This window comes from Amycolatopsis tucumanensis (assembly GCF_021654135.1).
GTDB classification, from domain to species: domain Bacteria; phylum Actinomycetota; class Actinomycetes; order Mycobacteriales; family Pseudonocardiaceae; genus Amycolatopsis_E; species Amycolatopsis_E tucumanensis.
The window spans coordinates 58356-84671 of the sequence record NZ_JAKGSD010000005.1 but is presented as its reverse complement, the minus strand read 5'-3'; the positions used below and the strand labels follow the sequence as shown (position 1 = coordinate 84671).

General features: G+C 74.5%; 26 protein-coding genes. 11 read left to right on the top strand and 15 right to left on the bottom strand.

Annotated features, from left to right (window positions below; translation table 11 throughout):
* Positions 1–2 precede the first annotated feature (2 nt).
* The 7 genes from L2C96_RS07905 to L2C96_RS07875 are packed head-to-tail and all read right to left on the bottom strand — an operon-like array spanning position 3 to position 6218.
* Positions 3–986: a pyridoxal-phosphate dependent enzyme gene (locus L2C96_RS07905; protein WP_237335695.1), complete on the bottom strand. Its 984-nt coding sequence runs from the start codon at positions 984–986 to the stop codon at positions 3–5.
* Entirely contained in the window at positions 907–1842 is a 936-nt protein-coding gene (locus tag L2C96_RS07900; protein WP_237335694.1) for a GHMP family kinase ATP-binding protein, read from the bottom strand. The genes L2C96_RS07905 and L2C96_RS07900 overlap by 80 nt, the downstream gene beginning before the upstream one ends.
* Entirely contained in the window at positions 1839–2642 is an 804-nt protein-coding gene (locus tag L2C96_RS07895; protein WP_237335693.1) for a Rossmann-like domain-containing protein, read from the bottom strand. The genes L2C96_RS07900 and L2C96_RS07895 overlap by 4 nt, the downstream gene beginning before the upstream one ends.
* On the bottom strand, positions 2639–3361 hold the full coding sequence (locus tag L2C96_RS07890; RefSeq protein ID WP_237335692.1) for a class I SAM-dependent methyltransferase: 723 nt from the start codon (positions 3359–3361) through the stop codon (positions 2639–2641). The genes L2C96_RS07895 and L2C96_RS07890 overlap by 4 nt, the downstream gene beginning before the upstream one ends.
* A 24-nt stretch (positions 3362–3385) precedes the next feature.
* Positions 3386–4372 carry an ABC transporter substrate-binding protein gene (locus L2C96_RS07885; protein ID WP_486303670.1) on the bottom strand — a complete coding sequence of 329 codons (987 nt, stop codon included), beginning with the start codon at positions 4370–4372 and terminating at the stop codon, positions 3386–3388.
* The gene (locus tag L2C96_RS07880) at positions 4369–5151 is read right to left on the bottom strand and encodes an ABC transporter ATP-binding protein (protein WP_237335691.1); all 783 of its coding nucleotides are present in this window, start codon (positions 5149–5151) and stop codon (positions 4369–4371) included. Before L2C96_RS07880 ends, L2C96_RS07885 begins: the two co-directional genes overlap by 4 nt.
* Positions 5151–6218: a FecCD family ABC transporter permease gene (locus L2C96_RS07875; protein WP_020420666.1), complete on the bottom strand. Its 1068-nt coding sequence runs from the start codon at positions 6216–6218 to the stop codon at positions 5151–5153. The genes L2C96_RS07880 and L2C96_RS07875 overlap by 1 nt, the downstream gene beginning before the upstream one ends.
* A gap of 149 nt (positions 6219–6367) precedes the next feature.
* On the opposite strand from L2C96_RS07875, the gene L2C96_RS07870 reads away from it, so the two are divergent.
* Both L2C96_RS07870 and L2C96_RS07865 read left to right on the top strand, forming a co-directional pair.
* Positions 6368–7570: an MFS transporter gene (locus L2C96_RS07870; RefSeq protein ID WP_237335690.1), complete on the top strand. Its 1203-nt coding sequence runs from the start codon at positions 6368–6370 to the stop codon at positions 7568–7570.
* A 76-nt stretch (positions 7571–7646) separates the two neighbouring features.
* Positions 7647–8060, top strand: a complete 414-nt coding sequence (locus tag L2C96_RS07865) for an anti-sigma factor antagonist (protein ID WP_020420668.1) — start codon at positions 7647–7649, stop codon at positions 8058–8060.
* On the opposite strand, the gene L2C96_RS07860 is transcribed toward L2C96_RS07865, so the two are convergent.
* Both L2C96_RS07860 and L2C96_RS07855 read right to left on the bottom strand, forming a co-directional pair.
* A complete protein-coding gene (locus tag L2C96_RS07860) occupies positions 8047–8421 on the bottom strand; it encodes a hypothetical protein (RefSeq protein ID WP_235716228.1) in 375 nt (124 codons plus the stop codon). The two genes, L2C96_RS07865 and L2C96_RS07860, sit on opposite strands and share 14 nt — an antisense overlap.
* A gap of 166 nt (positions 8422–8587) precedes the next feature.
* Positions 8588–10609: an acyltransferase family protein gene (locus L2C96_RS07855; protein WP_237335689.1), complete on the bottom strand. Its 2022-nt coding sequence runs from the start codon at positions 10607–10609 to the stop codon at positions 8588–8590.
* 80 nt (positions 10610–10689) lie between these two features.
* On the opposite strand from L2C96_RS07855, the gene L2C96_RS07850 reads away from it, so the two are divergent.
* Together L2C96_RS07850 and L2C96_RS07845 are read left to right on the top strand one after the other, a co-directional pair.
* Positions 10690–11265: an NUDIX hydrolase gene (locus L2C96_RS07850; protein WP_039791774.1), complete on the top strand. Its 576-nt coding sequence runs from the start codon at positions 10690–10692 to the stop codon at positions 11263–11265.
* Between the two features lie 57 nt (positions 11266–11322).
* Entirely contained in the window at positions 11323–12291 is a 969-nt protein-coding gene (locus tag L2C96_RS07845) for a TIGR03557 family F420-dependent LLM class oxidoreductase (protein WP_237335688.1), read from the top strand.
* Positions 12292–12333: 42 nt separating this feature from the next.
* Here L2C96_RS07845 and L2C96_RS07840 read toward each other — a convergent pair whose 3' ends face one another.
* The 3 genes from L2C96_RS07840 to L2C96_RS07830 form a co-directional block, all read right to left on the bottom strand.
* Entirely contained in the window at positions 12334–12510 is a 177-nt protein-coding gene (locus L2C96_RS07840) for a hypothetical protein (RefSeq protein WP_020420673.1), read from the bottom strand.
* A gap of 147 nt (positions 12511–12657) precedes the next feature.
* Positions 12658–13671: an acyl-CoA dehydrogenase family protein gene (locus tag L2C96_RS07835; RefSeq protein WP_237335687.1), complete on the bottom strand. Its 1014-nt coding sequence runs from the start codon at positions 13669–13671 to the stop codon at positions 12658–12660.
* A gap of 78 nt (positions 13672–13749) precedes the next feature.
* Positions 13750–15042 carry a phosphoribosyltransferase family protein gene (locus L2C96_RS07830; protein ID WP_237335686.1) on the bottom strand — a complete coding sequence of 431 codons (1293 nt, stop codon included), beginning with the start codon at positions 15040–15042 and terminating at the stop codon, positions 13750–13752.
* 833 nt (positions 15043–15875) lie between these two features.
* On the opposite strand from L2C96_RS07830, the gene L2C96_RS07825 reads away from it, so the two are divergent.
* Positions 15876–17207: a carboxylesterase/lipase family protein gene (locus tag L2C96_RS07825; RefSeq protein WP_237335685.1), complete on the top strand. Its 1332-nt coding sequence runs from the start codon at positions 15876–15878 to the stop codon at positions 17205–17207.
* Between the two features lie 76 nt (positions 17208–17283).
* On the opposite strand, the gene L2C96_RS07820 is transcribed toward L2C96_RS07825, so the two are convergent.
* Entirely contained in the window at positions 17284–18192 is a 909-nt protein-coding gene (locus tag L2C96_RS07820; RefSeq protein ID WP_020420677.1) for a proteasome assembly chaperone family protein, read from the bottom strand.
* A gap of 213 nt (positions 18193–18405) precedes the next feature.
* On the opposite strand from L2C96_RS07820, the gene L2C96_RS07815 reads away from it, so the two are divergent.
* From L2C96_RS07815 to L2C96_RS07805, 3 genes are read left to right on the top strand one after another with little or no spacing between them, the layout of a single operon-like run.
* Entirely contained in the window at positions 18406–19935 is a 1530-nt protein-coding gene (locus L2C96_RS07815) for a prenyltransferase/squalene oxidase repeat-containing protein (RefSeq protein ID WP_237335684.1), read from the top strand.
* Positions 19936–21174, top strand: a complete 1239-nt coding sequence (locus L2C96_RS07810) for a cytochrome P450 (RefSeq protein ID WP_237335683.1) — start codon at positions 19936–19938, stop codon at positions 21172–21174.
* The gene (locus L2C96_RS07805; protein ID WP_237335682.1) at positions 21162–22049 is read left to right on the top strand and encodes a UbiA family prenyltransferase; all 888 of its coding nucleotides are present in this window, start codon (positions 21162–21164) and stop codon (positions 22047–22049) included. The genes L2C96_RS07810 and L2C96_RS07805 overlap by 13 nt, the downstream gene beginning before the upstream one ends.
* On the opposite strand, the gene mmuM is transcribed toward L2C96_RS07805, so the two are convergent.
* Positions 22018–22896, bottom strand: a complete 879-nt coding sequence (gene mmuM / locus L2C96_RS07800) for a homocysteine S-methyltransferase (RefSeq protein ID WP_237335681.1) — start codon at positions 22894–22896, stop codon at positions 22018–22020. The genes L2C96_RS07805 and mmuM overlap by 32 nt on opposite strands.
* Positions 22893–23516 carry a TetR/AcrR family transcriptional regulator gene (locus L2C96_RS07795; RefSeq protein WP_020420682.1) on the bottom strand — a complete coding sequence of 208 codons (624 nt, stop codon included), beginning with the start codon at positions 23514–23516 and terminating at the stop codon, positions 22893–22895. Before L2C96_RS07795 ends, mmuM begins: the two co-directional genes overlap by 4 nt.
* A 304-nt stretch (positions 23517–23820) precedes the next feature.
* Here L2C96_RS07795 and L2C96_RS07790 point away from each other — a divergent pair, with 304 nt between their 5' ends.
* Genes L2C96_RS07790 through L2C96_RS07780 form a run of 3 tightly spaced genes read left to right on the top strand, consistent with a single transcriptional unit; the run spans position 23821 to position 26303 of the window.
* On the top strand, positions 23821–24912 hold the full coding sequence (locus L2C96_RS07790) for a helix-turn-helix domain-containing protein (RefSeq protein WP_020420683.1): 1092 nt from the start codon (positions 23821–23823) through the stop codon (positions 24910–24912).
* A 7-nt stretch (positions 24913–24919) separates the two neighbouring features.
* Positions 24920–25573: a YdcF family protein gene (locus tag L2C96_RS07785; RefSeq protein ID WP_237335680.1), complete on the top strand. Its 654-nt coding sequence runs from the start codon at positions 24920–24922 to the stop codon at positions 25571–25573.
* A 13-nt stretch (positions 25574–25586) separates the two neighbouring features.
* Positions 25587–26303, top strand: coding sequence for a WbqC family protein (locus tag L2C96_RS07780; RefSeq protein ID WP_084506165.1), 717 nt, complete (start codon positions 25587–25589; stop codon positions 26301–26303).
* Positions 26304–26316 lie beyond the last annotated feature (13 nt).

Below are 26316 nucleotides of genomic sequence, written 5' to 3'. Positions count from 1 at the left end.
CCTCAGGGTGCCGGCCACGGCATCCGGGACCACGGCAGCGCCAGACCGGCCCGGGTCGCGGGCTCGACGGGCGCCAGTGACGTCACCGCGACCGCTTCGGCGTGGCGCGCGAACACCGTGTCCACGTACCGGTGCCCGGTGTCCGCGGCGATGAACAGCACCGTGCGGTCGGACCGGTCCCGTTCCCAGCGCGCGGCGAGGTAGGCGGCTCCGGTGGAGAGCCCGGCGAAGATCGCGTGCCTGCGCAACAGGTCGACGCTCCCGGACAGCGCCGCGCCGAACCCGACCCAGTGGATCGTGTCGTACAGCTCGTGCGCGACGTTGCCGAACGGGATGGAGCTGCCGATCCCGGCGATGATGATGTCCGGATCGGCGACGTGCTCGCTGCCGAACGTGACGCTGCCGAACGGCTGCACCCCGACCAGCCCCACGCCGGGCGCGGTGGTCCGCAGCCAGGTCGCGAGCGCCCCGGTGGAGGCGCCCGATCCGACGCCGCCCACCACGATCAGCCGGGACGGGTCCAGCTCGCGGGCGATCTGCCGGGCCACCGCCCGGTACCCGAGGTAGTGGACGCGGTCGTGGTACTGCCGCATCCAGTGCCAGTCCGGGTGTGCGCGCAGGATCTCCCCGATCCGCCGCACCCGCCGGTTCTGGTCCAGCTTGAGGTCGGCCTCCGGCGGCATCTGCTCGAGCGTCGCGCCCAGCACCGCCAGCTGCGTGCGCAGCGTGTGGTCCACTGTGGTCGATCCGACGATGTGGCAGCGCAGGCCGAACCGGTGGCACGCCAGCGCGAGCGCGTAGGCGTAGATCCCGCTGGAGCTGTCCACCAGGGTGTCGCCGGGGGCGATCACGCCGGTGCGCAGCAGGTGCCGCACGGCCTCCAGCGCGGAGACCACCTTCATCGTCTCAAACCGCAGGCAGACCAGCTGCTCGCCGGTCCGGACCAGGTCCGGCCGCGCGATCGCCTCCGCGATGTGGTCGTGCATCCGTCCCTTCCGTGGTGAACAGGCGGGTCGCGGTCAGTCCGGCGGCCCGCAGCGCGCGGACGCACCGGCGCAGGCGATCCGGGTCGCCGCGGGGGTCGAACAGCAGGCCGGCCACGTTGCCGCTGTGCGCGACCTGCACCCCGGCCGCGCCGGTGAGGGCCGCGATCCGTTCCAGTTCGGGCAGTTCGTCCTTGACGAGCACGCGCTGGTTCAGCCGCGCGCTTTCGGTGCTCACGCGGCCGAGCAGCGCGACGTCACCGGTCACGATCGCCAGCCGCAGCATCTGCCGCAGCCGCTCGAAGGCGGCCACGTCGGCGACGGCGCCCAGCGCAAGCGTGTCGACCGGCGCCCCGCCGCCGGTCACGCACCCGACCACGACGACCGGCGGGAGCCGCGGGCCGAGCCGTTCCAGCACCCGGCCTTCCCGCTGCGCGAACAGCACCGCGCCGCCGCCGAGCATGATGGGGTCGCAGGCGCGCTCGGCCCGCACCGCGATCCGCGCGACGGCCTCCGGCGTGAGCACGACCCCGAACGCGGCGGAGACGGCGCGGACGGTCGCCAGGATGTCGCTGGTGGACGATCCGAGCCCGAGCCCGACCGGCAGGCCGCCGTCCAGCCGGAGCGAGCCGCCCGCCGGGCGGCCGCACGCGGCGGCGGCCAGTTCGGCGGCGCGCCGCGCCTTGGCACGGTCGGGCGGGGTCACCGTCAGCGGGCCCGGCCCCGGAACGAACTCGGCGCGTGTCACCGCGCCGGGCACCGGCAGCGTGACCAGCCCGCGGCAGCGGCGGCCGCGGTCGCGGAAGACGCCCTGCAGGATCTCGCCGTGGTGCCCGGGCGCGTGCCCCACAGCGGTCACGCCGCCGCCCGGTACCGGTACAGCGCCGTGGGCGACGCGCTGAACTGCGAGAACGGGAACGGCTCCGCGGACAGCGCGCTGACCCCGTGACCGAGGAACGCGCGGGCCACCGCGCTGCCGGTCTGCGCGTAGACGACCAGCGGCACGGACCGCTCCCGGCACCGGCCGACGATCTCGTCGAACGTCCCGTTGCCCAGGGTCATGCCGGTCGCCACGACCGCGTCCGCCACGCCGAGCACCTCCCCCATTTCCGGCGTCACCGGATCACCCCACTGGGTGCGGCGCAGGTTGAGGTCGCACGGCAGGCAGGTCCCGCCGCGCTCGCGGATCGCCGCGACGAGCGGGTTCACCACGCCGATGAGGGCGACCCGCGCGCCGGGGGCGATGTCCAGCAGCCCGGCGATCGCCGCGTCCCTGGCGTGTGCCCGGACCTCGGGGGTGCCGGCGGGCAGGACGACCGGCTCCGCCACGGGCTGCGCCTCGTGCGGCGCGGCCGCCGACAGGTAGGCGTCCAGCGCGGCGATCCGCAGCGGGACGGAGTCCTGGCGCAGCAACTCCGCCAGCGGCGCCCCGGAGAACTCGGCGCACACCTCCGGTGTCAGCTGCCCGGTCTCGAAGGCGCACGCGCCGAACGCGGCGCCCAGCCGCACCAGGACGTAGGAGTTGCGGTAGGTCACGTCCCCGCCGGCCAGCCGGGTGCCGTGGTGCAGCCAGAAGACGCTGGTGGCGGTCAGCTCCGCCGGGTCCGGGCCGTGCTTCCCGGCGAGGACTCCGGCGGTCAGCGCGGCGACGGTGGTCACGCCGCCTCCAGCCGGAACAGGTAGGTGAGCACGCCGTCCCCCCAGTCGTGGCGGTGCGCGACCTCGGTGGCGAAGCCGTGCCCGGCGGCGTCCCGCACGATCGTGCGCAGGTCCGCGGTGTTGGACACGATGAGGAACACCTCGCCGCCGGGCGCGAGCAGGTGCCGTCCGGCCAGCTGCGCGAAGAACCGCTCCAGCAGCGGGGCGCCCACGCACACGTTGCGCACGACGTCCGGGTCGTCGCTCACCGTCTGGCTCACCGCGGGCGGGTTGAAGGTGATCACGTCCAGCCGCACGCCGTCCGGGAACCCGTCGAAGAGGTCGGCGACCACCGGCACGAACCGGGTGCCCGGCCGGGTGCCCACGATGCGTTCGTAGTGCCGCCGCGTGGTTTCGACGCTGTCCGGGTGCACGTCGATCGCGTGGATCTCGCGTGCCCCGCGCACGCCGGCGGCGACGGCTTCGACGCCGAGCCCGCTGCCCATCGCGGCGTAGACGCGGCCGCGGACCTCGATGGTGCCGTCCAGCACTCGTTCGTGGATCATCCGGCTGGTCGCGCCGGGCAGGAACACGCCCGGCGGCGCGGTGAACTCCCACCCGCGCCAGGTGTAGGGGCGGGTGGTGCGCAGGTCGCCCTTCGGCTGGTTGAGCGCGATGATCCGCTCGGCCGGCAGGGGCGGCGGGAGCCGGTCGATCAGTGCGGTGTCCACAGTGTCCATTTCGCTGTCCGTTCCGGTCTTTCGTCAGCGTCCGAGCGATCGCAGGTAGCCGGCCAGTTTCTCGGCGGCGTCGAGGTTGCGCGGGCCGCTCACGGCCTCGCCGTAGTCCAGCACGTGGAAGCGGTTCTCCCGCACAGCGGGGCTGTCCGCGAGCGGTGGGAAGGACTTCAGGAAGGCGATCTTGTCGGCGACCGGCCGGTCGCCGTAGTCGACGACGGCGATCACCTCGGGCTGGGCCCGCACGACCGGTTCCCAGCCGATCGTGGTCCAGCGGGCGTCCAGGTTCCCGGCGATGTTGCGGCCGCCCGCCAGCGACACGATGGTGTCCGGCGCGGCCTGATTGCCGGAGGTGAACGGCTGATCGGTGCCGGAGTCGTAGATGAACACCCGCGCGGGCTCCCCCGCCGGCGCGTTCGCCCGCAGCGCCGCGGCGCGGGCCTGCAGGTCCGCGACGAGCGCTTCGGCCCGGTCGGGGACGTGGAAGATCTGCCCGATCTGGCGCAGGTCGGTGTAGAGCGCCTCCAGCGGCGGCACCTTGACCGGCCGGTCGCCGTAGTTGAAGCAGCTCTCGGTGTGCTGGTAGCTGCGGATGCCGACACCGTCCAGTTTGGCCGGTGTGATGCCGCGGGCCTCGCTGAAGCCGGAGTTCCAGCCCGCCAGGACCCAGTCGGCCTGCGCGCCGACCACGGTTTCGAAGCTGAGCACGTCGGTGCTCAGCGTCTCCACCGCGCGGTAGTCGTCGACGTACGGCGAGCGCGCCACCGCGGGTTCGGCGGTGCGCGGCATGACGATGCCGCGCATCCGGCCGGCCAGCCCGAGCGCGAACATCTTCTCGGTGCTGCTCATGTCGTAGGCGACCGCGCGCTGCGGCAGCGGGTAGGTGATCGCGTGCCCGCAGTTCTCGACGGTCACCGGCGCCGGGCCGGTGTCACCGCCGGGCCGCACCTCGGCGCCGCACGCGGTGAGACCCAGCGCGACCGTCACGAGCACGGCTGTCCAACGCCCTCTCACGGGCTTCCTCCTCGATCGGTGAACGTCCAGAGCAGTTGCGGGGCCCCGGTGACCGGGTGGGTCACCAGGACCGGGGTCACGCCGAAGACCCGGCGCACGAGGTCCGGGGTGAGCACCTCGCCGGGCGGGCCCGCGGCCGCGAGCCGCCCGTCGTGCAGCACCGCCACGCGGTCGCAGGTGGCCGCGGCGAGGTTGAGGTCGTGCAGGGCGACCAGCACGGTCAGACCGCAGGAACGCAGGAACGACAGCAGTTCGACCTGGTGCCGCACGTCGAGGTGGTTGGTCGGCTCGTCGAGGACCAGGATGCGCGGTTCCTGCGCGAGGGCGCGGGCGATGAGCACGCGCTGGCGTTCGCCGCCGGACAGCGACAGGATGCCGCGCCCGGCCAGGTGCGCGACGCCGGTCCGCTCCAGGCAGCGGTGGACGAGGTCGCGTTCGCGCTCGCTCAGCGCCCGGTTGCCGGGGTGGTGCGGGAACCGGCCCATCGCGACCACGTCGGCGACGGTGAAGTCCAGGTCGGTGCCCGCCTCCTGGGTGACCGCGGCGACCAGCCGGGCGCTGTCCCGGTTGGACAGTCCACTCAGGTCTGTGCCACCCACGAGGACGGCGCCGGCGCTGGGCGTCAGCGCCCGGTAGACGCACCGCAGCGCGGTGGACTTGCCGCTGCCGTTCGGGCCGACCAGCCCGACCACCTCGCCGTCGCCCGCCTTGACGCTGAGCGCGTCGACCAGTCTGCGTCCGGCGGCCTCGACGGTGACCGCATCGAGGGCGAGGTCCATCAGCGGCCCCCGAACAGGTAGCCGCGGCCGCGCAGCAGGGCGACGAACACGGGCACCCCGATGAGCGCGGTGATCACCCCGAGCGGCAGCTCACGCGGCGCGAACAGGGTGCGGGAGGCGAGGTCGACCCAGATCAGGAAGATCGCCCCGGCCAGTGGCGCGAGCACGAGCACCCGCCGGTGCCCCGGTCCGGCCACCATCCGCACCAGGTGCGGCAGGACCAGACCGACGAACCCGACCGCGCCGCTGACCGCGACCAGCGCGCCGGTCACGACCGCGGTGAGCAGGAACAGCTCCCGCCGCAGGGCATCGGCGTCGAGACCGAGGCTCGCGGCGGACTCGTCGCCCAGCGCCAGCACGTCCAGCGCCCGGCTGCGCCGCAGCAGCACCACCACGGCCAGCGCGACCGCGGCCACCGCGACCGGCAGCGCGCCCCAGGTGGCCCCGCCGAGGCTGCCGAGCAGCCAGAACAGCACCGAGCGGGCGGCCTCGCCGAACGGCGCGAAGAACACGATCACGCTCATCACCGCCTGGAACCCGTAGGCGAGCGCGACACCGGTGAGCACGAGCCGCAGCGGGGTGAGCCCGGCGCGGCCACGGGCGGCGACGTACACCAGCACCGACGCGGCGAGCGCGCCGAGGAACGCCGCCGCCGACAACGCGTACACGCCGAGCGCGCCGAACAACCCGAAGGACACCACCGCGCTGGCGCCGACCGACGCGCCGGAGGAGACGCCCAGCACGAACGGGTCGGCGAGCGCGTTGCGGACCATCGCCTGCACCGCCACCCCGATCACGGACAGCCCGGCGCCGACGACGGCGGCCAGCAGCACGCGCGGCGTGCGGACCTGCCACACGATCGAGTAGCCGGTCACCTCGTCCGCGCCGATTTCGCCGCCGGTCAACGCCGCCGCGAGGTACCGCAGGGTGTCCGGGAGCGGCACCACGGTCGGTCCGAACGCGACTCCGGCCACGACGGACACCACGAGCACGACGACCAGCACGGGCACCGCGAGCGCACCCGTCACGGCACGGGCCGGCGGCGAACCGGTCACGGCGACCGTCACGAGTACCCCCTTGTCGTTACCACCGGCGGAGGACGGAGGCCCGAGCAGCTGACTCTCCGTGAACCGGACCCGATATTACAAACGATAATCATTTTCGTCTAGAGTCCGATGCCGGACATCCAGCGCGACCGAGGAGGAACTCCCCCGCCGTGACCACTCCCGTCCTGCGTGACCCCGCGTTCCTGCGCCTGTGGTGCGGCACCACGGCCTCCGGGCTGGCGACCTGGGCGCTGCCGTTCGTCCTGGGCCTGGCCGTCCTGGACTCCTCGCTCACCCCGGCCGGACTGGGCGTGCTCCTCGCCGCGCGCACGATCGGGTTCCTCGCGGCCGTGCCGGTCGGCGGTGTGCTGGCGGACCGGTTCCCGCGACGGCGGGTGGTCGCCGTCGCCGGGGCCGCGGCGGCCGTGGCGAGCCCGCTCATCGGGGCCGGGCTGCACGGATCCCTCGCCGTGGCCGTCGTGGCGGCCGCGGTCGCCGGGGCCGGGCAGGGCGCGTGCCGCCCGGCGTTCCAGGCGCTGACCGCCGAAGTGGTCGCCGAGGCGGGACGGCAGCGCGCCAACGCCGCGATCACGCTGTCCGTGCGCGTGACCACCCTGGTCGCGCCGAGCCTGACCGCGCTGCTGGCGACCGTGCTGCCCGTGCCGGCCCTGCTGTGGGGCACCGGGCTGCTGTGGCTGGCCGCCGCGCTCGTCCCGCCCGCCGGGCGCCCGCTCACGGCGGTCCCCACCGCCCGCGCCTCGTTCGTCACCGAGTTCGCCGACGGGATCCGCGAAGCCCGCCGCCACCCGTGGTTCGTCGCCGGGCTGTTCGCGCTCACCGCGGTGATCGCCACCGGCTACTCGGCGACCGGGGTCGCACTGCCACTGGTCAGCCGCGACCGGTACGGCTCGGAAGCCGTGCTCGCCGCCGCCACGACCGCCTACACGCTCGGCGCGCTGGGCGGCGCGCTGCTGCTCGCGCGGTGGACGCCCCGGGCGGCGGGCCGCACGGCGCTGGCCGGACTGGCCGCTTACGCCGTCGCCCCGCTGAGCCTGCTGCTGCCGGTGCACCCGGCGGTGGTCGTCGCGGCCTACGCGGTCGCCGGTGTGGGTATCGAACTGTTCAACGTCCCGTGGTTCACCGCGATCCAGCGCGAGGTCGAGCCCGGCAAGCTCGCCCGGGTGTCCGCTTTGGACTTCCTGCTGTCCTACGGTCTGGCGCCGGTCGGTCTCGCGCTCATCGCGCCTGCGATGGCGGAATTCGGCGCCGGGCCGGTGCTCGGCGCATGCGCGCTGGTCTGCCTGCTCGCGCCCGCCGCGGCCGCGCTGGCGCCCGGGACGCGACATTTCGCCCAGCCGCGTGACCGTCTCTGAACTGGTGCTCGTCGTGCGGGGATGATTACCCTACGAGAAGAAGCCAGGCCAGACAGGGCTGACGGGGAGGAGAGTCATGAGCCACCCGGCGCGCAACTCCACCGGTGCCGTGAGCACGGCCGTTCGCCGCGGGGCCCGGGTCCCCGCGCAACGGGCCGCGCCCGGAGCCCTGCGGCTGCAGGTGTTCTGGCCCCTGCCGGGGATCGCCGTGCTGAAGGTCGCCGGCGACATCGACGTGGCCACCGCGGCTCCGCTCAACCGCGCGCTGGAGGAACTGACCGCGCACCGGCCACGCGTCGTGGTGGTCGACCTCGGCGGGGTGGACTTCCTCGGCTCCGCCGGCCTGGCCGCGCTCGCCCAGGCGGGTGAACACGCCGAGATCCGGGTGGTCGCCCCGACGCGGCAGACCGCCCGGCCGCTGGCGATCACCGGTCTGGACCAGCGGCTGCCGGTCTACACCACCCGCGACGAGGCGCTCACCGGCTGCTGAACCGCGTGCGGGCCCGCAGCTCGCGCTCGGCCCACAGCACCCCGCGCGGCCCGGTGCCCCACCGGGTGCTGATCGCGTCGAGCACGCCGGTGCCGATGCCCGGCTCCGGCGCCCCGCCCACCCCGTCGACCTCCACCCGCAGCACGTCCCCGGTGCGGCTCAGCCGGACTTCGAATGGCGGGAACCCGGTGGCGCACGCCGACGCGGCCAGCTCGTCGACGAGGAGCACCACGTCGATCACGACCGTCGACGGGCAGTCGGCGAGCATCGCGCGCACCCGCCTGCGCAGCGGCGCCAGCCCTTCCGGGCCGTCGAGCCGCACGGCCGTGGCCGGCGTGCGCTCGTCCAGTGAGTCGGTCAAGGACCCGGACACCTCCGCTGTCTCGTCAACGGCCGCCGTCGCTACCCACGCGCGGATTCATCAAACCTTGGACCGAATGAAATCACGCGGCCGGGCCGCGCGCACCACACGGACGGGCGCACTCGGCCACCCGGACGGCGGATCGCGGCTCTACGAACCGTGGGTATCAGGCCGGCGCGGGCGGCTCCGGGTCCGGCGGCCCGAGGGCGTCGTCGATGGCCTGTTCCACGATCGTGTCCATGGTGCCGAGGTAGGTCGCGCCGACGTGGTTGTCGTCGAGGTAGACCAGCACGTTGCCGATCACCGGCGGGCAGACGGCCTCGTCGCAGTAGTAGTCGCTGAAGTCCAGGAACGACACGTTCGGGGGAACGTCGTCGAGGAACAGCCAGGGCGGCTCGTCGGCGTAGAAGTCGGCGCGCGGCGGGTTGCACTCGGGGGCGTCCGCGCCGCGCAGCTCCACGCACTCCGACGGCGCGTAGTCGTAGCGGGGGTTGTCGCGCACGGCGAGCACCGGGATCCCGGCCGCCTCGATCTTCCGCCACTGCGCGACGAACCCCGGCGGCGTCCGCTCGGTCAGGCCGGCCCGCACGTCCCGGGTGGCGGTGGTGAACACCGCGTCCGGCCGCAGGTCCAGGATCTCGTCGGCGGCCGCGGCGTTCCAGTCCCGGCAGGCCTGGTCGTCCGGCTCGATCTCGGACTCGGTGGAGAACGGGCACCCGCCCCGCGACATCACCACCAGCTGCCAGTTCCGCCGCTGCGCCACCGGTTCCAGCGCCGCGATGAACTGGGTGGGGTGCGAGTCGCCGACGATGACCAGGGTCTTCTCCGGCGGGCCGTCCGGCGTCGTGGCGCACACCAGCAGTTCGCTGCCGCGCGGCGATTCGGTGCAGTCGTCGATCCAGGCCCAGTCGCCGGGCAGCTCGACCGGCGACGGCACGGGCGCCACGTCGGCGGCGCCGCGGTAGACGAAACCGGGCGTGCGGGCCAGCGCGCCCGGGTGGTCGAGACCACCGGCGGCGGGCGTCCCGGACCGGGCGAGGCCGGCGATCTGCCAGGCGCCCGCGGCGGCCAGCACGGGGATCATCGCCAGCACGGCGAACCGGTAGGCGCCGCGCACGGCCAGCTGGGACCGGCGCACCGGCGCCTCGACCAGGTGGTGGGTCGCCACCGCGAGCGCGAGCGACAGACCGATGACGAACGCGCCGCCGAGCAGGCCGACCTCGGTCCGCCCGCGGTGCACCAGGTAGAGCACCAGCACCGGCCAGTGCCACAGGTAGAGCGGGAAGCTGAGCTTGCCGAGCCAGGTCAGCGGCCGCGCGGTCAGCAGCCGGTCCGCGCCGGCGGGACTGCCGGTGGCGCCGGCGAGCAGCACGAACGCCGCCGAGGCGACCGGCCACAGCGCGGCGAAGCCCGGGAACACGGTGCCGACCTGCAACACGAGCCCGCAGGCGACGAGCCCGGCGACGCCCAGCCAGCCGAGCGCGATCCGCAGCGCGCGGGGCAGCGTGACCGCGTCGACGACCAGCGCGAGCAGCCCGCCGAGCGCGAACTCCCAGATCCTGGTGAGCGCGGAGAAGTACGCCAGCGGCTGGTTCGCCGCGGTCAGCCACACCGAGTACGCCAGCGACACGGCGGTCAGGACCAGCAGCGTGCCGGTCAGTGCGGCGCGCAGGCGTCCGCGCGCGGCGTAGGCGAGCGCGGCCACCAGCAGCGGCCACACCAGGTAGAACTGGCCCTGGATGGACAGCGACCAGAAGTGCTGCACCACGCTGGCGTCGCTGTGCCGGGCGAAGTAGTCCGCCGAGTTCGCGGCGAGCTGCCAGTTCTCCAGGTACAGCGTGGCGGCGACGACCTCGCGGATGGTGGCGAACCAGCGGGCCTGCGGCAGCACCATTGCGGCGGCCACGACCACCACGAGCAGCACGGTGAGCGCGGCCGGGAACAGCCGCGTGATCGTGCGGCCCCACAGCGCGCGGACGTCGATGCGGCCGCGCTGCCCGGCGCGGAACAGCTGGCCGGTGATCAGGAAGCCGGTCAGGAAGAAGAACACGTCGACGCCGCCGGAGATCCGGCCCAGCCACACGTGGTAGACGACCACCAGGACGCAGGCGAGCGCACGCAGGCCTTCGATCTCGGGGCGATACCGCTTCTCGGGGATGGACCGGGTGCGCGGGTGGGGCGGGGTCATCGGCACCTTTCCTCACTCGGCGTCCCGGGCGAGACCGAGGTTACCCATGGCCGTTCCCGGCTCCGGCTAGGGTCGGCAGGATGCGGACCGACGTGATCGAGACCTTCCCGCGGGTGGCCGTGCCGCTGGACGGGCGGCGCGCGGCGGCGGTCGCGATCGTGGTGTCGGGCGGCGAACCGGTGATCTGGCTGACGCGGCGCGCGACCGGGATGCGCGCCCACCCCGGGCAGTTCGCGCTGCCCGGCGGCCGGGTCGATCCGGGCGAGGACGCGGTCGGCGCGGCGCTGCGGGAGCTGGAGGAGGAACTCGGCGTCACCGCGACCCGCGCGGACTGCGTCGGCCTGCTCGACGACTACCCGACCCGCTCGGGTTACGTGATCACGCCGGTGGTCGTGCGGCTGCCCGGCGAGGTGCCGCTGCGGCCGAACCCGGACGAGGTGGCGCACGTGCACGTGATCCCCGTGCCGGACCTCGCGGTCGAGCCGCGGTTCCTGACGATCCCCGAGTCGGACCGGCCGGTGATCCAGCTGCCGCTGGCCGGGCACCTCGTGCACGCGCCGACGGCCGCGGTGCTCTACCAGTTCCGGGAGGCGGCGCTGTACGGCCGCGCCACCCGTGTCGCCCACTTCGAGCAACCCGTGTTCGCCTGGCGGTGACGTGCCGTTTCCGCGCGCCGCGCCCGGGTACGCCGCGGGGGACGGAGGGAGATCGACGTGCGGATCGGGTACAAGCTGGCCGCCGAGGCGTTCGGGCCGAAGGAGCTGGTCCGGCAGGCGGCGGCCGCGGAGCAGGCGGGCTTCGACTTCGTGGAGATCAGCGACCACTTCCACCCGTGGCTGGACAACCAGGGGCACTCGCCGTTCGCGTGGACCGTCCTGGGCACGATCGCGGCGAAGACCGAGCGGATCGGGCTGGCGACCGGGGTGACCTGCCCGACGGTGCGCTACCACCCGGCGATCATCGCGCAGGCCGCGGCGACCCTCGCGCTGGTGTCCGACGGCCGGTTCACGCTCGGTGTCGGCGCGGGCGAGCGGCTCAACGAGCACGTGGTGGGGCCGGGTTTCCCGGAGACGGTGCCCGGGCGCCACGAGCGGCTGCGGGAGGCGCTGGAGATCATCCGGCTGCTGTGGCGGGGCGGCTACCAGTCCTACGAGGGCAAGCACCTCACCCTGGCCGACGCGCGGGTGTTCGACCTGCCCGACGAGCTGCCGCCGATCGCGGTCGCCGCGAGCGGCAAGGAGTCGGCCGAACTGGCGGGCGAGCTGGGTGACGGGCTGTTCGCGACCGAGCCGAAGGCGCACGTCGTCTCGCACTACACCGCGGCGGGCGGCGACGGCCCGCGGTACGCGGAGGTGCCGATGGCGTGGGCGGAGGACCCGCACACGGCCGCGCAAGCCGCGCTGGAGACGTCGCGGTGGGCGCTGACCGGGTGGAAGGTGATGAGCGAGCTGCCGAACCCGGTGAACTTCGCGGCCGCCTCGGCGACGGTGCGCGAGGAGGACGTGCTGGGCAAGTTCGCGTGCGGCAACGACGTCAACCGGTACGTGGAGGTGGCGCAGCCGTTCGTCGACGCCGGGTTCGACCACCTGGTGATGCAGAACGCGGGGCCCGACCCGGACGGGTTCCTGGAGTTCTTCCAGCGTGAGCTGGGCAAGCGGATCCGGTCGCTGACGCCGGGCTGACCGGCGTCCGGTGGGGGCTGCCGGGCCCCCACCGGATGTGCCTCAGTTCCGGTTCGCGGGCTCCGCGATGCTCACCGCGCCCGGCTCCTCGGCGCCGGCCTCGCGGACCTGCCACTTGTCCAGCCCGCCGCCGAGCCGGTCGGCGTAGTGCTCCGCCGCCGCCTGGGTCGGGAACCGGATCTCCTGTGCGCGTGACACGTGCGTGATCTTGTAGGCCATCGCTACTCCCCTGCCCCTGTCGTCCTGGTGCGGCCCGTCACTCCCCGACCGGCCGCGTCGAACACTAGAACACTTGTTCGAGTGTACGCAAGCCGACACGCCGGAGAACGGGCCGGAAAATTCGATCGTCTATTGTGGACGGTCGGTTCAGCGGAATAGTGGCTGGCCAACGGCATCCTGCCCGCCGAACTCCTGGAGAGTCTCACCCGTGGGGGTCATCACCCTGGCGGTGAGGGCGTCCCGGTAGTGCCGCTCGACGGCCAGCTCCTTGCGCACGGCCGCGAAGCCGCACAGCCGGAGCAGCCGGTCGCCGATCTCGGTCGCGGTCTCCGCCCCGGCGAGCCTCGCCTGCGCGGCGCGCACCCGGGCGTCCCCCCGGCCTCCGGCGACCGCCGCGACGGTGTCGTCGCAGAACACGCGCAACAAGTCGGCCCTGGCGCGCAGCGCGGCCAGCTCCCGGCTCTCCGGCACGCGCCCGGCCGTGTCGGCGAGCATCGCCTCGGTCAGGCCGAGCGAGAACGCGGCGCCGAGCACGAGGAAGACCGGGAGCGCGTGGTCCAGGCCCTCGGCCACCACGGCGTCGGCGGGGACCTCGACGCGGTCCGCGGTCATCGACGTGGCCGCGCAGCCCCGCAGACCGAGACCGTCGAACGGAGCGCCGGCCCGCAGGCCCGGCGTGTCGCCGCCGACCAGCACGGCCGCCGAGCCGCAGCACCACACGTAGCTGTCCGCCTCGCCCGCCGCCGTGACCCACGTCTTGGTCCCCTCCAGCACGACGGCGCCGCCGGTCCTCGTCACGGCGCCCCGGTCGCCCGGCTCGCCGAGCGCGAGCGTCGCCAGGTGCTCGCCGCGGGCGATGGCGCCACGCAGCGACGGCGGGCCGTGCGCCTCCACCACGGCCGTGGCCGCGTAGTGCGTCAGCAGGACCATCGCGGTCGAGCCGCACACGCCGGCCAGCCGCTCGATCACGCGCGCGGTCTCCGCGAGACCCGCTCCCCCGCCGCCGACCGCAGTCGCGCTGGCCAGTCCCAGCAGCCCGATCTCGCCGAGCGCGGTCACCGCGGAGCGCGGGAACCGCCCGGCGCGGTCCACCTGGTCGGCCTGCGGAGCGATCGTGGACTCGACGACCGAGCCGAGCAGGACGGTGTGGTCGAGCGCCACCGGCCACCACCTAGCGTGCGGAATCGGGAACAGCGCGTTACTACCCCGCAGGCCCGGCCGGAAACGCCGCGCGGGCGGTCAGCCGCCGTCGACGGTCACCGGCGTCAGGTGCCTCCGGAACCAGTCCCTGGCCAGGCACGCGGCTTCGTCCAGTGCGCCGGGCTCCTCGAACAGGTGCGTGGCCCCGGGCACGACCGCGAGGTGCGCCTCGCCGCGGAGCTGGGCGCGCGCCTTCCGGTTCAGCTCCAGCGCACCGGTGTCGAAGGCGCCCGCGATGAGCATGGTCGGGGTCCGGACCCAGCCGAGGCGCTTCGCGGCGAGGTCGGGCCGCCCGCCGCGCGCCACGACCGCCGCCACCTCGACCCGGTAGTCGGTGGCCGCCAGCAGCGCCGCCGCGGCCCCGGTGCCCGTGCCGAAGTAGCCGACCGGCAGCCCGGTCCGCGCGCGCACCCACCGCGTCACCTCGACCAGCCGGCTGGCCAGCAGCTCGACGGCGAACACGCGTGCCCGGTCGGCCTCCTCGCTCGGGGTCAGCAGGTCGACCAGCAGCGTGGCGATGCCGGCGCGGTGCAGGGGCTCCGCGGCCGAGCGCGCCCGCGGGCTGTACCGGCCGCTGCCGCTGCCGTGCGCGAACACGACGATCCCCGCCGCGCGCTCCGGCACCGTCAGCCGCCCGCCGAGCGGCACCGCCCCGGCGAAGACGGTGACCTCCTCGTCGCCCGTCACCGGATCCGGGTCCCCGGTTTCGCCTGCCAGCAGCCGCGCGACCTCCTCGTCCGGGGTCTGCGTGAAGTCCTCGTACCACTGCCCCACCGCGGTGAACGCCGCCGGGCACTCCAGGCACACCACGTCGTCGGCGTCCTCGCGCAGGGCCTCCACCGCCTGGCGAGCGCCGACCGGCACCGCGACCACGACCCACGCCGCGCCCGCCGCCCGCGCGGCCGCCACCGCGACGCGCGCGCTCGAGCCGGTGGCCACCCCGTCGTCGACGACGATCGCGGTCCGGCCAGCCAGCGGCGTCCGCGTCCGCCCGGACCGGAAGCGCGCGGCGCGACGGTCCAGTTCGGACCGTTCCGCGGCCTCCACCGCGGCCAGTTCCGCCTCGCTGATCCCGAACCGCCGCACCAGCACGGGGTTCACCAGGCGCAGCCCGCCCTCGCCGATCGCGCCCAGCGCGAGTTCCGGCTGGAACGGCAGGCCGAGCTTGCGCACCAGGAGCACGTCGAGCGGCGCGCCGAGCGCCCGCGCCACCTCAGCCGCGACCGGCACGCCCCCGCGCGGCAGCCCCAGCACCACCGCGTCGCTGCCTCGCCACCGGACCAGCCGCGCCCCGAGGCGACGGCCGGCGTCCCTCCGGTCGGTGAACGGCATCGGAGCACCTCCTCCGCGAAGTTCTCCGGCGACCGTAGCGGCGCCCCCGCCCCGCGGCGAGAGTCGTAGGACCTCACTGGGCCGAACGGCGGCCCCGGAGCGGCCGGGCACGTTCTGTGGTCAGTGGGTGGGCTCGCGCCGGGGGGCTCGCACCGGCGGCCGGGCGGAACGGCGGTGCGTGGTGGCAGCCGAGCTGCACTGCCCTACCTCGCCGCCGGATGCCCCGGATGGGCGCCATCGTCGGGTGGCCCCTCCGGAAGCGACCATTCCCGGCCCAGTGGACTGGCGCCAGGGCCGCGCGCCGTAGCCACGCGGCGCGCGACCGCGCGCAACGGCGGCACAGGCGAGGGGCAGCAGCGGCAACTAATCCGCACCGATCCCCCGAGACGGGCGACACCAGCGAGCGGCCAGCCCAGAGACGACCATCCGCCGCCCAGTGGCCCGCGCCGCCACCGCCCGCCGGAGCTCTCGCACCGGCAGCCGAGCGGGCACACCGGCGGAGCGCGGCCGAGCGGCAGCAGCGGCAACCAAGCCGCACCGATCCCCCGAGACGGGCGACACCAGCGAGCGGCCAGCCCAGAGACGACCATCCGCCGCCCAGTGGCCCGCGCCGCCACCGCCCGCCGGAGCTCTCGCACCGGCAGCCGAGCGGGCACACCGGCGGTGCGCGGCCGAGCGGCAGCAGCGGCGACCAGGCCAACCTGGTCGCCTGCGCCGCCCGGACGAGTGTCCGAGGCGACCGTCCCCGGCCGGGCTGAACACCCCCTCCTGAGGCGCTCGCGGCGAAATCCGCTCCGCGATCATCCACTGCGGCCCGCGGTTACAGTTGTGGTGTGGACACCGTGGTGGCCGCCGGTGGCGGCAAGCTTCGCGGATTCGTCACGGCCGACGGCCTTGCCGAGTTCCGCGGCGTCCCGTTCGCGCGCGCGGCCCGGTTCGCCCCGCCGGAGCCCGTCGAGCCGTGGACCGGCATCCGCGACGCCACCCGCCACGGCCCGGTCAGCCCGCAGCCGCCGGTGCGGCCGGACGGCGTCATGGGCGTCCCGGCGGACGTGCCGGACCAGGACGAGGACTGCCTCAACCTGACGGTTCTCACGCCCGCCGCCGACGACCGCAAGCGGCCGGTCATGGTGTGGCTGCACGGCGGCGCCTACGTGACCGGCGCGAACTCGTTCGGGTTCTACGGCGGACACCGGCTCGTCACCGAGGGCGACGTCGTGTTCGTGGCGCCCAACTACCGGCTCGGCGCGCTCGGCTACCTGCGCCTGCCCGGGGTCTCGCCGGGCAACCTCGGCCTGCAAGACCAGCTCGCCGCGCTGCGGTGGGTGCGGGAGAACGCCGCGGCCTTCGGCGGGGACCCGGACGACGTCACCGTGTTCGGGCAGTCCGCGGGCGCGCACTCGATCGCGTGCTTGATGGCGCTGCCGGAGTCGCGCGGCCTGTTCCGGCGGGCGATCCTGCAGAGCGCGCCGCTGGGCCTGCGGCTGGCCGGCGCCCGCACCGCGGCGCGCACCGCGCGGTTGTTCACCGCCGCGCTGGGCGCCGATCCGCGGACCGCCCCGGTGACGGAAGTCCTGCGCGCGCAGAACGAGACGATCGTGAAGGCCGCCGGCCCGGGCGGGCTGTACTCGGTGCCGCCGTTCTGCCCGGTCGCCGACGCGCCGCCGCTGCCGAGCGTCGCGCACTGGATGTCGCAGCGGGCGCGGTTCGCCCCGGACGTCGACGTGCTGATCGGCACCACGGCGGCGGAGATGAACTCGTTCCTCACCGGCAAACCGGGAATCGCGCAACTGGAACGGTTCCCGGTCAGCGCGCGCGGGGTGGCCGCGCTGAAGGCCGGTGTGACGCGGTGGATGTTCGCGGCGCCGTCGCGGGCGTTCGCCGACCAGCTCGCCGCACGCGGCGGGCGGGTGTACAGCTACGTGTTCGACTGGGGCGCGCCGTCCTCGCCCTACGGCGCCGGGCACTGTGTGGACCTGCCGTTCCTGCTGGGCGACGAGCCGGCGTGGCGGAACGCGCCCATGCTGGCCGGCGCCGAGTGGAGCGCGCTGACCGAGCTGGGCCGCGAACTGCGCGCGGCGTGGCTGTCGTTCGCCAAGACCGGCACGCCGTCCCCGGGATGGCCGCGGCACACGCCGAAGCGGGCGCCGCACCGGCTCCCCTGAGGACATCCGGCGGGAATCCGCCGCAGGCTGCGCGGGTGGGTGGCCGGCGCGCCGCCGGCCACCCGCGCAGCCGGGGTCAGTCCCGCCGGTCCTGCTCCGCCAGGAAGCGTTCGAACTCCGCGCCCAGCTCCTCCGCGGTCGGCATCGCGGTCTCGTCGGCCAGCAGCGTCTTCTTCTCGTCCATCGCCTCGACGAACAGGTCGTACTGCCGCTCCAGCGCGTGCACCACGTCGGCCACCTCGTCGGATTCGGCCACCTGCCGGGCGATCTCCGCGTCGGTGCGGCGGGAAGCCGCGCGCAGCGCCTCGTCCGGCAGGGACAGCCCCGCCAGCCGGGTGATCGAGCCCAGCACGGTCAGCGCCGCCGCCGGGTAGCGGGACTGCGCGAGGTAGTGCGGCACGTGCGCGGCGAACCCGACGGCGTCGTGCCCGGCCTCGCCGAGCCGGAACTCCGTCAGGTTCAGCGCGCTGCCCGGCACCTCCAGCCGGTTGAGGACCGGGTCGTAGTCGCCGATCAGCTCGCGCCGCGTCGCGTGCGCGGTCACCCCGAGCGGGCGCGTGTGCGGCGCGCCCATCGGGATCCCGTGGAACGACACGGTCATCCGCACGTCCCAGCGCTCCACGAGCGTCCGCACCGCGGCCGCGTAGCGCTCCCACAGCCCGTCCGGCTCCGGCCCGCTCAGCAACAGGAAGGGCGTGCCGACCTCGTCGTGGAACAGCCGCACCGCCAGCTCGGGTGTGTCGTAGCTCTCCCAGTGGTCGGTGTCGAACGTCATCACCGGCCGCCGCGCCCGGTAGTCGATCAGCCGGTCCACATCGAACCGGGCAACCACCCGGTTGTCCCAGTTCGCCTTGAGGTGCTCGCTCACCAGCGCGCCGGCGTGGCCGGCGTCCATGAAGCCGTCGAGCTGGTGCAACAGCACCGCCCCGCTCAACTCCGGGAGCTCCGAGTCCACCTCGTAGAGATCCGTCGGATCGAACACCACAGCCTCCAGCCTGTTCCGGGCACCTCTCTCCTCGACACTCAACGTAGCGAGGGCTGCGATCCATCCCGTCGAAGGGCTTACTTCCACCGGGTTACTGCGCCACTCGGGCGAAACCGGTTAAGAACAATGTTCAGGAATGCTAGGTTGGATCTCTCCGTCACGGCCGGTACACCGAGCGTGATCAACGTCGCCGCTGGACCACGAGGACCGCCCATGACCGCCGACCTGGCAGAGCACGCGCACCACCTGCTGCGCGCCATGGTCACCGACCGCTTCGGGGATTTCTCCCCGTCGGTGTACGAAACCGCCCGCGTCGTGGCGCTCCTGCCCGATCTGGCCGGGCACGCCGACCGCATCGCGTTCCTGCTGGACCAGCAGGCGGCCGACGGCGGCTGGGGCGGGCCGGACGGCTACGGCCTGCTCCCCACGCTCAGCGCCACGGAGGCGCTGCTGACGGAGTTCCGCCGCACCGGCGCGCCGTCCATCGCGGCCGCCGCGGAACACGGGCTGCAGGCGCTGACCACCCGGTGGGGCCGGGATCTGCGGGTGGCACTGCCGGACACGGTCGCGGTGGAGATCCTGGTGCCGTCGCTGGTGTCGGCGCTCAACGGGCACCTGGACGCGCTCGAGGCCGAGGAGATCGTGCCGGCCCGCAGCCGCCTGCCGCACCCCGAAGGCACCCACCCGGCGCTGCTGCACGGGATGCGCCGCCTGGTCGAGGACGGCCAGGCGCTGCCGGACAAGGTCCTGCACTCACTGGAGGCACTGGGCCCGGCCGCGCGCGGCGTCGCCTTCGCCCGTCCCGGCGACGACGGGCTCGGCTGCTCCCCCGCCGCCACCGCCGCCTGGTTCGGCACGGACGGCGCCCGCGCCCACCCCGGCGTGCGGTACCTGGAGAACGTCCAGGCGCGCCACGGCGGAGCGGTGCCGGTGGCCGCGCCGCTCACGGTGTTCGAACGGTCCTGGGTGGTCTCCACGTTCGCCGACGCCGGCCTGGCCGTCGACGTCCCGGGCGAGGTGCTGGACGAGCTGGCCGCGGAGATCGGCCCGCACGGCGCGCCCGGCGGCGCCGGGCTGCCGCCGGACGCCGACGACACCGCCACCGTGCTCTACGCGCTGGCCACGCAGGGCCGCCCGCACCCACTGGACTGCCTGCGGGAGTACCACGTGGACGGTCACTTCTGCACGTACCCGGAGGAGCGCACCCCGTCGGTCACCACCAACGCCCACGTGCTGCAGGCGCTCTGTGCGCACGGACAGTCCGAAGTGGCCGGACGGGTGGCCGCGTGGATCGCGGCCCAGCAGCACCCGGACGGCAGCTGGACCGACAAGTGGCACGCCTCCCCGTACTACGCGACGGCGCGGTGCTTCCTGGCGCTGGCCGGCAGCGGGCACGGGGCCGCCGCCCGCGCGCGGGCGCTGCGGTGGATCGCGCGGACGCAGAACCCGGACGGCTCGTGGGGCCGCTGGCAGGGCACGTTCGAGGAAACCGCCTACGCCGTGCAGGTACTGGTGCGTGCCGGGGAACCGTGGGCGGACGAAGCCGCCGCGCGCGGGTGCGCGTTCCTGCTGTCCTGGGCGGACGCCGCGCACCCCCCGCTGTGGCACGACAAGGACCTGTACACGCCTGGCCGGATCGTGCGCGCGGAGGGCATCGCCGCGCTGCACCTGGCCGCCGCCCGGCCACGGGTCGCGGCTCTGCTGACGCGGCTGGAGCCGGCGCCCGCCGAGCGGACGGGCTGAATGAACCGCGTCGAACTGGCGCTCGCCGTCGCCCCGCTGCCCTTCCTCGACGCGCACGCGGACGACCCGGCGGCGATGCTGGACGTGCGGGGCGGGCCGGCGCCGAAGATCCTGGTGTGGCACCACGAAACGCTCGCTTCGCTGTTCCGGCAGGACTCGCGCCTGCGCCACCCGGGCAGCCGCTCGCTCGGCCCGCTGCTCGGGCCGAAGTCGATGCTGTGGGCCGACGGCGCACGCCACGCGGCATACCGGAAGCTGCTCGGCCCTCCACTGCGCGGGCGGCGGCTGGAGACCTACCACAGCCTCATCACCCAGGCCACCGCGTCGGCGATCGACTCGCTGGGCACGGGCGCGGTGTTCGGACTGGCCGCGTGGACGCGGCGGCTGGCCCTGGACATCGTCGCGCGGATCGTCCTCGGCGACGCGGATCCGGTGCTGCTGCGGGACGTCACGGTGTGGCTGGACCGCACGCTGGGGTCGCGCCACCGCACGCTCGCCTACCGGCTCCTGCGCGGCGGGCTGCCCGTATCGGGCGCGGAGCTGGACGCGCGGCTGGTCGCCGCCGCGAAGTCGGGCCGGGAGCCGCGGAGCCTGGTTTCGCCCCTGCTGACCGGGAACGGCCCGCTCGGCCCGGTGCCGGACGACGAGCTGCGCGACCAGGTGGTGTCGCTGCTGTTCGCCGGCCACGAGACCACCGCGTCGGCCACCGCGTGGACCCTGTACTGGCTGACCACGCGACCCGACCTGCGGGACGCCGTTCTGTCCGAACTGGAGGCCACCACCGGCGACGGCTCCGATCCGGCGGAGGTCCCCGTGCTGCAGGCGGTGATCGCCGAGGCGCTGCGGCTGCACCCGCCGGTCGAGGTCGCGGGCAACCGGGCCCTGCCGGAAGCGGTGGACCTGCACGGCCGCACGCTGCCCGCCGGGACGGTGCTCACCCCCGCGATCTACCTGGCGCACCACCGGTCCGAGTACTTCCCGTCCCCGCACGCCTTCGACCCCGGCCGGTTCCTGGGCCGCCGCGGCGTGCCCGAGGGGTACCTGCCCTTCGGCGGCGGCACCCGGTTCTGCCTCGGCAGCCAGCTGGGGCAGCTGGAGATCCGCATGATCACCGCGGCCGTGCTGCGCCGCCGGGTCCTGCGGTGCGTCAACCCGCGGGCCGGGGTGGCGAAGCTGCGCGGGCACGCGATGGCGCCGTCGGCCCGGCTGCGCCTGGAAGTGGTGGCGTGCCGGGACTGACCGGGTGGCGCGACGTGGTCGTCGTGCACCGCCTGCGCTTCCCGCTGCCGTTGAGCTATCTGGCCTACGCGTGCTGGGGCGCGGCGTTCGCCGATCCGCGGCACCTGCTCAGCGGCCCGGTGCTGGTCACCGTGGCGGCGACGCTGCTGGTGCTGCTGGCCGCGCTGGCGCTGAACACCGCGGCCGATCTGCGCACCGACGAGCAGGACCGGGACAAGGCGGATCTGGCGGGCGCGGCGCGGCGCCTGGGCAGCAGGCGGATCTTCGGCTGGGCGGCGGCCGAGGCGACCGCGGGGCTCGCGCTGGCCGCGGCGGTGGCGGTGTGGCTGGGCCGCTGGGCGGCGCTGCTGGTGGTGGCGTCGGCGTTGTGCGCGCACCTGCTGTACAACCTGGAGCCGGTGCGGCTGAAGCGGCGCGGGTTCGCCGGCCCGGCCGTGTTCGGGGCCGGCTTCCTCGCGGTGCCCGGGCTGGCGTCGTACTTCGCGGTTCGGCCGGCGCTGGAGCGGTCGATGGTGCCGGTGCTGGCGGGGCTGTGCGTGCTCGCGTTCGGCCGCACGGCCTGGTTCTCCGCGCCGGACCACGCCGCCGATGCGCGGACGGGCGTCCGCACCCCGGGCGCGCGGTACGGTCCACGACGGACGCTGGCCGTCTCGTGCGGCGTCGTCGTGGCCGGGCTCACGCTGCTCGGTGTGGGGTTGTGGTGGCGGTACGGACCAGGCTGGGCCGTCGCCGGGGTGCTCGCGGAAGGCGCTTTCCTCAGCGGGATGATCGCGTTGACCGGCCCGGGCGGTTCGTTGTCGCGCATGCGGAAAGTCGCCACCCCGGTCGTGCTGGCCGGCGACCTCACCCTCGTGGCGATCCCGTTCCTGGCCTGACGGCCGCGGCGAGCGCGGCGATGTCGTCCGGGCTCACCCGGCAGCAGCCGCCCACGTACGCGACGCCGGCGGCGAGCCAGTCCCGGACCAGGTCGGGCGAGAACCGCGGATCGCCGGTCCAGCCGCGTGCCCGCGCGTCCCAGGTCTCGCCGCTGTTGGGGTAGGCGATCACCGCTTTCCCGCTCGCCTCGCGCGCGATCTCCGCCGCCGCCGCGACGTCGCGGGGGTCGCAGCAGTTCACGCCCACCGCCACGATCTGGTCGTTGCCGCGCGCCACGGCGAAGGCCTCGGTCAGGGGCTGGCCGGCGCGCGTGCTCTCGCCCTCCACCGTGTACGACAGCCACGCCGGGACGTCCAGTCCTTCGATGGCGAGCAGCATCGCCTCGGCTTCGTCCACATCGGGCACGGTCTCGCAGGCGAGCAGGTCCGGCCCGGCCGCGGCGAGGATCTCCGCGCGGGGCCGGTGGAACGTGGCCAGTTCCGCGACGCTCAGTCCGTAGTGGCCGCGGTACTCCGACCCGTCGGCGAGCGTGGCGCCGTACGGCCCGATCGAGGCGGCGACCAGTTCGTCGCCGGTCACCCTCGCCTCACGGGCGAGCTCGACGCTCAGCTGCAGCAGCCGCACGGCCTCGTCCCGGTCCAGGCCCAGTTCGGCGAACCCGGCCAGGCTCGCCTGGTAGCTCGCGGTGGTCGCGACCGTCGCCCCGGCGCGGAAGAACGCCCGGTGCGCGGCGACGATCGCGGCCGGGTCGTCGGCGAGCAGCCGCGCGGACCACAGCTCGCCCGACAGGTCGTGCCCGCGCGCCTCCAGTTCGGTGGCCAGGCCACCGTCGAGCACGACGGTCACGGGCCCGCGCGCAGGAAGGTCAGCTCGCGCCACCACACGTCGGCGAGCACGTCCAGCGCCAGCTCGCGGTCGTGCCCGACGCCGCGGATCAGCCAGTGGTAGCAGGCCTGTTCCAGTTGCAGCACCAGCAACAGCGCGCGGGTCAGCCCGGCCTGCTCGTGCTCGCCGGTCCACTGTGCCAGGTACGGCGACAGCTCGCGGGCGGCGTCCACACCCCACTGGTAGTGCCGCGCCGCGACGCGCGGGTCGTCGGCGACCGCCTGCGTCAGGACGTCGATCTCCACCGCGTAGCGCGCCCAGAACGCCAGCACGTGCTCGTCCAGCCAGGCACGCACGCGGTCGCGCGTCAGTTCCGGGAACCGGGCGAGCATGCGGTACAGCGCGGCGGTGTCCGGCAGGATCCGCTCGAACAACGCCGCCGCGATGTCGGCCTTGTCGCGGAAGTGCGCGTAGAAGGTGGCCCGGCTGCCGTTGGCGGCCGCCACGATGTCGGCGACCGTGGCGGCGTGGTAGCCGAGACGGGCGAAGACCTCGCGGGCGCACTCGAGGTAACGGTCGTGCGCTTCCCGCCACTGCTGCTCGCGGAACGTGTTCCGGGCAGGCGTGGAGATGCCGGTCATCACCCCATCGTAGTGCGCCCGCCGGGGGACGACACCTCCGCGCGTGCGGTTTCCCCTGCGGCTGCGCGGGATCCGCCTCCGGAGGCCGGGACGGGCGCGCGTCCCGCGGGCACGTGGAGCGCGCCCGCCCCGGCGAGGGGGAGGGTTGGAGCGGCACCCGGCGCCGGGGATCGGCCCGGGACAAAGGAGTCATCCCGGCGACGAGTGCCTCGCTCTAGACTGAACGAGCGAACTCGTGACGGAAACGAACCACCGTTGCACTTTCGGTGTACTTGCCGGGCCACGATGTGGTTACCCTGATCGTGTGGCCGCCGGGACGAACTCTCCGGGAGCCGCGACCGCCCACCAGTGGACGGGGCGGGAGGCGCGGCTGCTGCGGCACGCCCTCCGCCTGTCCGTGCGGGGGTTCGCGGCCTACCTCGGCGTCGCGGCGCGCACCGTCGCCAAGTGGGAGAGCGGCGGGACCTCCACGGTGCCGCGGCCGGACACCCAGGCGATCCTGGACACCGCGCTGGCCAGGGCCGACGACGGCGCCCGCACCCGGTTCGAAGTGCTGGTGACCGAGGCGCGCGAAACCGATCGCCGGCCGGAACCGGCCCCCCGCTACGACTACGAGGCCTGGACCGACGACCTGGACCGCACGGTGGCGTGCCTGGGGCGCCAGGAGTTCCGGCTCGCGCGCACGCTGCTGGACCGGTGGCTGGGCCGCTTCGAGCCGAACAGCTCGGACCGGCAGGGCATGTACCTCTACGGCCGGTCGCTGCGGCTGCTCGGCGAGGTGCGGCAGGACCAGGGCGCGCTGCGCGGGCCGCTGTCGGCCGAGCACGTCTACCGGCAGGCGCTGCGGGTGTTCACCGAGCTGGAGTCGCCGCGCCGGGTGGCGCAACTGGAACTGCAGCTGGTCGTGATCGACGAGATGTCCGGTCAGCTGGAGTCGGCCGCGGCCCGGTACCAGAGCCTGACCGACGACGAGCGGCTCAGCCCGCACGACCGCACGCGCGCGCGGCTGTGGGTGGGCACGGCGCTGAGCAAGGGCGGCCTGCACGAGACGGCGACCGAGCACATAGTGCCCGCGATCCGCGAGTTCGAAGCGCTGGAGGAGCCCGCGGACTGGTCGATCGCGCACCAGAAGCTCGCGCTGGCCCACCGTGGCGCGGGCGATCTCACCGCCGCCGGCCGCGCCATCGACGTGGCCCTGTCCAACCGCGTCGACGACACGCCGCTGCAGCAGGTGCGGCTGGACACCGCGCACGCGCACATCCTGCTCTCCGACACCGCCACCGCGGATTCCGGGCTCGCCATTCTGGAGCGGACCGCGCGCATTTCCACCCGCTACGGGCTCATGCACCAATTGCGCAGCATCGACGGCATTCGCCGCGGTTTCGAGTCCCGGTAAGAAGCCGATGCGGAAAGTGCTGCTCGACCGGGTGTGGGCCGACGCCGAACTGGTCTGGGAGTTCCACCGGCTGCGCCACCGCCCGAAGCCGTGCTCGGCCGCCGTGGCGCTGGGCTGCAACGACCTCGGCGTCGCCGCGCACGCGGCCGAACTGTACCACCGCGGTCTGTTCCCGGTCGTGGTGTTCACCGGTGGCAACAGCCGCGAAACCGTGCGCGCGTTCCCGCGCGGCGAGGGCGTGCACTACCGGGAGCGGGCGCTGGAACTCGGGGTGCCCGACGACGCGATCCTGGTGGAGCCGAACGCGACCAACACCGGCGAGAACATCGCGCTGTCGCGGGAGGTCCTCGCCGCCGCCGGGGTCGAGGTGTCGTCGTTGATGCTGGTCTCGATGCCGTACATGGAGCGGCGGGCGTTCGCGACGACGCGGAAGGTGTGGCCGGAGGTGGAACCGGTGTGCGCGTCGGCCCCGGTGTCGCTGACCGAGTACGCGCTGCGGACCCAGCACGGCACCGAGCTCATCGACATGATCGTGGGCGATTTCCAGCGCCTGATCGAGTATCCCCGAAAGGGTTTCGCGATTCCGCAGAAAATTCCTCCGATCGTGTATTCGGCGTATCGGCGACTGGTGGCCGCCGGATTCCGCAGCCGCATGCTGTGATTCCATACGGGCCGTGCCCGAGACGCTTTCCTGCGCCGTCCATCAACCGAATCTCTTCCCCCGACTGTCCACACTGGCCAAACTGGCCCGCGCCGACGTGTGGGTCGTGCTCGACGACGTCCAGTTCAACGCCCGCGACTACCAGCACCGCGCCCGCCTCGCCGCGGCCGCCGACCCCGAGGCCCAGCGCTGGCTGACCGTGCCGGTGCACCGGCCGCGCGGCCGGGACAGCCGGATCGGCGAGCTGCGTCTCGCCGACCCGGCCGCGACGCACCGCACGATGTCCCGCCTGGTGCGGCAGTACTACGGCCGCTGCGCGCACTGGGCGGAGACCGGCGAGATCGTCGAGGAGGTGCTCGCCGCGCTGGCGCTGAACGAGCACCTGGCGGTCGTGGCCGAGGTGTCGGTGCGCGCCATGCTGCACCGCCTCGGCTGGCGGGGCGACGTGCTGCGCAGCAGCGAGCTGCCCGCACGCGACGGGCGGTCCGAGCGGCTGGCCGACCTGACCGCCGCGGTCGGCGCGAGCACCTACCTGTGCGGGCCGGGCGGCGCGAAGTACCTGTCGGAGCGCCCGTTCCTGGACCGCGGGCTCCAGGTGCGCTACCCGCCGCCGCCCCCGCTGAGCCGCGCACCCGGGATGCGCACCGCGAGCGCGCTGTGGGCGTTCGCCGCGCGCGGCCCCGCCGGGGTCCGGGACGCGCTCGCGACCGACTGCGTGCCCGCGCGCTGACCCAAGACCCCTT

What these genes read in the sequence shown, in the direction of transcription:
- L2C96_RS07905 (WP_237335695.1), bottom strand. Translation starts at nt 986, where the DNA reads ATGCACGACCACATCGCGGAGGCGATCGCGCGGCCGGACCTGGTCCGG.
- L2C96_RS07810 (WP_237335683.1), top strand. Translation starts at nt 19,936, where the DNA reads ATGAACCGCGTCGAACTGGCGCTCGCCGTCGCCCCGCTGCCCTTCCTC.
- L2C96_RS07850 (WP_039791774.1), top strand. Translation starts at nt 10,690, where the DNA reads ATGCGGACCGACGTGATCGAGACCTTCCCGCGGGTGGCCGTGCCGCTG.
- L2C96_RS07795 (WP_020420682.1), bottom strand. Translation starts at nt 23,516, where the DNA reads ATGACCGGCATCTCCACGCCTGCCCGGAACACGTTCCGCGAGCAGCAG.
- L2C96_RS07890 (WP_237335692.1), bottom strand. Translation starts at nt 3,361, where the DNA reads ATGGACACTGTGGACACCGCACTGATCGACCGGCTCCCGCCGCCCCTG.
- L2C96_RS07855 (WP_237335689.1), bottom strand. Translation starts at nt 10,609, where the DNA reads ATGACCCCGCCCCACCCGCGCACCCGGTCCATCCCCGAGAAGCGGTAT.
- L2C96_RS07815 (WP_237335684.1), top strand. Translation starts at nt 18,406, where the DNA reads ATGACCGCCGACCTGGCAGAGCACGCGCACCACCTGCTGCGCGCCATG.
- L2C96_RS07840 (WP_020420673.1), bottom strand. Translation starts at nt 12,510, where the DNA reads ATGGCCTACAAGATCACGCACGTGTCACGCGCACAGGAGATCCGGTTC.
- L2C96_RS07880 (WP_237335691.1), bottom strand. Translation starts at nt 5,151, where the DNA reads ATGGACCTCGCCCTCGATGCGGTCACCGTCGAGGCCGCCGGACGCAGA.
- L2C96_RS07865 (WP_020420668.1), top strand. Translation starts at nt 7,647, where the DNA reads ATGAGCCACCCGGCGCGCAACTCCACCGGTGCCGTGAGCACGGCCGTT.
- L2C96_RS07785 (WP_237335680.1), top strand. Translation starts at nt 24,920, where the DNA reads ATGCGGAAAGTGCTGCTCGACCGGGTGTGGGCCGACGCCGAACTGGTC.
- L2C96_RS07830 (WP_237335686.1), bottom strand. Translation starts at nt 15,042, where the DNA reads ATGCCGTTCACCGACCGGAGGGACGCCGGCCGTCGCCTCGGGGCGCGG.